Source organism: Pseudomonas sp. GW822-FHT04C11, from assembly GCF_058800905.1.
In genome coordinates this window covers 1-4,038 of sequence record NZ_JBXAMS010000036.1, presented here as the reverse complement: position 1 = coordinate 4,038, position 4,038 = coordinate 1, and the positions used below count along the sequence as shown (strand labels likewise).

General features: G+C 52.6%; 3 protein-coding genes and 3 pseudogenes. 3 read left to right on the top strand and 3 right to left on the bottom strand.

Translation table 11 applies throughout. From position 1 onward, the window contains the following. Positions 1-52: 52 nt before the first annotated feature. Together AC1RJ3_RS29550 and AC1RJ3_RS29545 are read right to left on the bottom strand one after the other, a co-directional pair. A pseudogene (locus tag AC1RJ3_RS29550) lies at positions 53-187 on the bottom strand (DUF6124 family protein); the annotation flags it as partial. A gap of 47 nt (positions 188-234) precedes the next feature. Further along, positions 235-429: pseudogene (locus AC1RJ3_RS29545) on the bottom strand (1-deoxy-D-xylulose-5-phosphate reductoisomerase); the annotation flags it as partial. Between the two features lie 458 nt (positions 430-887). Here AC1RJ3_RS29545 and idi point away from each other — a divergent pair. The 3 genes from idi to AC1RJ3_RS29530 are packed head-to-tail and all read left to right on the top strand — an operon-like array spanning position 888 to position 3,564. Beyond that, the gene (gene idi / locus AC1RJ3_RS29540) at positions 888-1,433 is read left to right on the top strand and encodes an isopentenyl-diphosphate Delta-isomerase (protein ID WP_103316080.1); all 546 of its coding nucleotides are present in this window, start codon (positions 888-890) and stop codon (positions 1,431-1,433) included. Positions 1,434-1,472: 39 nt separating this feature from the next. Continuing rightward, entirely contained in the window at positions 1,473-2,429 is a 957-nt protein-coding gene (locus AC1RJ3_RS29535; protein WP_347927467.1) for an SAM-dependent methyltransferase, read from the top strand. Positions 2,430-2,451: 22 nt separating this feature from the next. Continuing rightward, a complete protein-coding gene (locus tag AC1RJ3_RS29530; protein ID WP_054596443.1) occupies positions 2,452-3,564 on the top strand; it encodes a terpene synthase family protein in 1,113 nt (370 codons plus the stop codon). A gap of 184 nt (positions 3,565-3,748) precedes the next feature. On the opposite strand, the pseudogene AC1RJ3_RS29525 reads toward AC1RJ3_RS29530, so the two are convergent. Next, a pseudogene (locus AC1RJ3_RS29525) lies at positions 3,749-3,874 on the bottom strand (DUF6124 family protein); the annotation flags it as partial. Positions 3,875-4,038: the final 164 nt, after the last annotated feature.

The window sequence follows — 4,038 nt, the reverse complement described above, 5'->3', positions numbered from 1 at the left end:
GGACCGCTTCGCGCTCCAGCGGGAGCAAGCTCCCTCGCCACAAGGTTGTGCTTTACGCGTCGGAGTCGTACGGATCGAAATTATCCAGCGCCCGATTTACCAGCAACTCGCTCAGTACAATCATCTGCTGAATCGCCAACGCCACATGACGCCGCAAACCTTCCAGTTCGAAGGCCGGATTGCTGGCCGAACGGAAGTAGAGTGAGGAAAAGAGTTACTGGCAGCCGTAAGGTGCTGGTGCGCTTGATGCGGCTCACTGACAATGACCAACTTCGGCTCGAACCTCAAGCACCTCGCCAACAGCCTTTCCATGTTGTGATGCGCACTAAGCGCAAACACAACGAATACCTCAAGATTACACGCAACCCTCTCTAACGCACGGTCCAACCTGGTATCGGTCGAATCGACAATCAATAGACGCTGTATCATAAATTTTTCACTCCGGCCTCAACCGACCAACTAAATCAACAGGCGCTCCCCTATAAGCCCCCTGATCAACATTGCGTTAATCAACCGACAGAGCGCGGCCAAAATACTAGGGCTTGAGACTGAGGCATGAGCAAAGAAATTCATCTCAACCCGTAATCGGCCAAAGAAACATTGGCTTTCGGTCTCGAAGATAGCAAACGACCACGACTTTACAAGCCTCTGACTGATGAAGATTAGCTATATAAGCCAGATCATATTGACCTAAAGGATTTTCCTGAAAACCTATACAAAATAATATAAAAATATAACTAACAACGAAGCCAATTAAAAACCATTAAAATATTTGCATCTATTAAAAACTCAACTAGATTCCTTCCCCACACACAAACATTACTAAACTCACGAACTAGCTTTGCCTACCATAACGCCCAACAGCGAAAACAAAATGGAGTTTGCCCTTGGAAGAAAAATTGATACTTGTTGATCCAGACGATCGTGAAATCGGCTCTGCACCGAAGTTGCACGTCCATCAACAGGGTCTTTTACACCGAGCATTCTCGATCTTCATTTTCGATGGCAACGGCCGTGTACTGTTGCAACAACGGGCACTGGGCAAATACCACTCTCAAGGCCTGTGGACCAACGCCTGCTGTGGACATCCGCGCCAGGGTGAGCGGACCCGCGCCGCAGCCAAACGCCGGCTGCGCGAAGAAATGGGGCTCACCTGCAAACTGACGCCGGTCTCCACCCTGCTCTACCACGAACGCGTGTCAAACCAGCTCATCGAGCATGAATACGACCACGTGTTCGCCGGTATCAGCCGTACTCCACCGATTGCCAATCCCGAAGAAGCCCACAGCTGGCAATGGCAGAAGCTCTCCGAGATTCCGGGACGCATCGCGGCAACCCCTGAAGCCTTCAGCATCTGGTTTCGTCGGATCTTCGAACAAGTCGGGCCGGCCGGGGTACGCAGCTGGAAAGAACTCGCGCACAGTCACCGCTGAGCGGTGTTGCTTCGTCCATACCTTCACGAGAAATCAGCCATGAGCAGCCACCCCCAAAAAATCACCCTCGCCGATGAAACCCGCCTGCCTTATCAAATCATCCAGGGCTCCAGCATCGACAGTTATCAGGAGAAGGTCGTGTACACCTACGGCGACAGCCCTGAGGACTGGCGCAAGGCAATCGGCAATTACATCCTGTTCCAGTTCGGTGTCTACGACGATCCACGTTCGACTCCGCCCATCAGCCTCGACGAGTCCGGCATCCGCTATTTCGAACGACAACTGAAACTCGCCGGCCTCGAAGAACCGAATCGCCCACCGATCAAACGCATCCTTGACATCGGTTGTGGCTGGGGCTACATCCTCAAATACCTGGCGGAACGCTTCCCCGAATGCCAACGCCTGGACGGGGTCAACGTCAGCCGCCGACAACTGGAACACTGCGCGAAATTCCACGCCGAGCAAGGGTTGTCCGAACGCATCAACCTCTACCTGTGCAACGCCAAGGATATCGAGCTGCTTCCGGACGCGGATGAACCCTACGACCTGGTGATCATCCGCGGCGTGATCTCGCACTTCCCCGACGAGCTCTACGAAACCACCATGCAAGCCCTCGCCGGCCGAGTGCGCGAAGGCGGTGTGGTGGTCATCGCCGACAACCTCTACAACACCCCTCCCGCAACCTACACCCCCGACACCCCGGACGAAGTCGACCGCCTCGCCTGCAAACACCGCAAATCACCGGCGTACTTTCGTGAAGTGCTTGAGGAAAGTGGCTTCACGATCCACGACATGCGGGTACTGCCCTCCAATATCGATGTGGCGCGTTGGTTGATGGATTCGAAAGCCAATATCGAAAACAAGGAGTTGTTCCCTTATGGGGTAACGGGGGCGTTGGAAGAGTTGCGGGTGCTGGCAGAGAACTGGTCGGTGGCGCTGATTAAGAACAAGGTTTCGACGTATAGCGTGGTTGTGAAAAAACCAAAGAATAACTAAGCGAATTTTTCAGGAGACGTATATGAACCGGATCACGCTTCCCCCTATGGCTAACCCATTCCCATACGCTACCCATCCCAATGTCGACTTAGAACATCCAGATAAGTGCCGAATTGAGTCAACCACACGAGACTATGCGGATCGTTTCAAATTGTATTGGGATGATACTCAGCGACAACGTATGAGAAGTCTTGAAAGCGCTCGCCTAGCCGCCCTTATGTACCCAAGAGGTTCCGACGAATTATTGCAAATTGGTTCAGATTTTGTGCTATGGGCATTTGCATACGACGACGAGTATTGCGATGAAGGCCCGATGAGTTTGAAACCTGCAACATTCATCAATAATGCTGCCGAAATCCAGCGAACTTTGGAGTCGCCCGAACATGCAGTATCCAATGATCGCTATGCCCTGGCTATGCGCGACTTGCGATGCAGGCTTGATAGGTATGCAACACCAACACAGGTTGGGCGATTTGTAGAAGGTATGAGAGCCTACATGATGACCGAGATATGGAAGGCTGTAATACCTAACCCGTCGCTCAACGAATATCTGGTAATGCGTATGTATGGTGGGGGAGGATGGGCTTTTCCAATACTCAATCACGTCATCGCTGGCATAGATATATCACAAGATGAATACGAGGACAGGCGTGTCCGGGCTCTGACAGAAATGATGGTGACTCTAATGGTATGGGACACTGACCCTTATGGTTATGTGAAAGAGTGTGCCCGAGCCGTCGACGGAAAGGAGCACAATCTGATCAGAATTCTGTGCAGGGATTACAACTACTCGTTCGAACAAAGCATGCATAGTTACTTAGAAATGAGGCGACGTCTAATCAGTCTTTTTTACCGTCTGCGTGCTGCCGTATTTACCGAAGCATCACCTGCAGTACGTTCATACATTGACAGTTTGTCCGAATACTACAGCGGTGCTCTGGTTTGGACACAAGCGAATAATCGTTACGGCTCCATAAGTGGTGTCAGCCTCACAGGTGCTTTTGAAGGCGGCGAATTGACTCAAGAAGCTCCTCCGGAAAGCTTCGAGTCCTTGGGACTCTCATCGTTTGAATGGTGGTGGAAATACGACCCTGCGCGGGCACCCGACTATCGCCGTCGGTCCATTCACGGCTGATACGAGGAATCACCATGAAAGTCATCCTCGCCCAACCCCGTGGCTTCTGTGACCCTGCGCGATATTGCCGGCGAAAGTTGGTGGAACGGTCCCTATCAACCTGCTCAATCCACGGTCCATCTGACGAAACTCAATCCCCGTGACGAGGGGGCTTGCCCCCTCGTCACGGGTTGTGCTCTGCGCGTCAATCGTAAGGATCGAAATTATCCAGCGCCCGATTTACCAGCAACTCGCTCAGTACAATCATCTGCTGAATCGCCAACGCCACATGACGCCGCGAGCCTTCCAGTTCGAAGGCCAAATCACTGGCCGAACAGAAGTTGAGTGAGGAAAAGAGTTACTGGCAGCCGTAAGGTGCTGGTGAGAGACCTGACGCGGACTGTCTGAAAGCCGACAGTCCCTTGTGGCGAGGGAGCTTGCTCCCGCTCGGCTGCGCAGCAGTCGTAACCCCTTCACTCGGTCCTCCAGCAAAAC

Excerpts from the sequence above, each read along its gene's own strand:
- AC1RJ3_RS29535 (WP_347927467.1), top strand. The coding sequence starts at position 1,473 with ATGAGCAGCCACCCCCAAAAAATCACCCTCGCCGATGAAACCCGCCTG.
- AC1RJ3_RS29530 (WP_054596443.1), top strand. The coding sequence starts at position 2,452 with ATGAACCGGATCACGCTTCCCCCTATGGCTAACCCATTCCCATACGCT.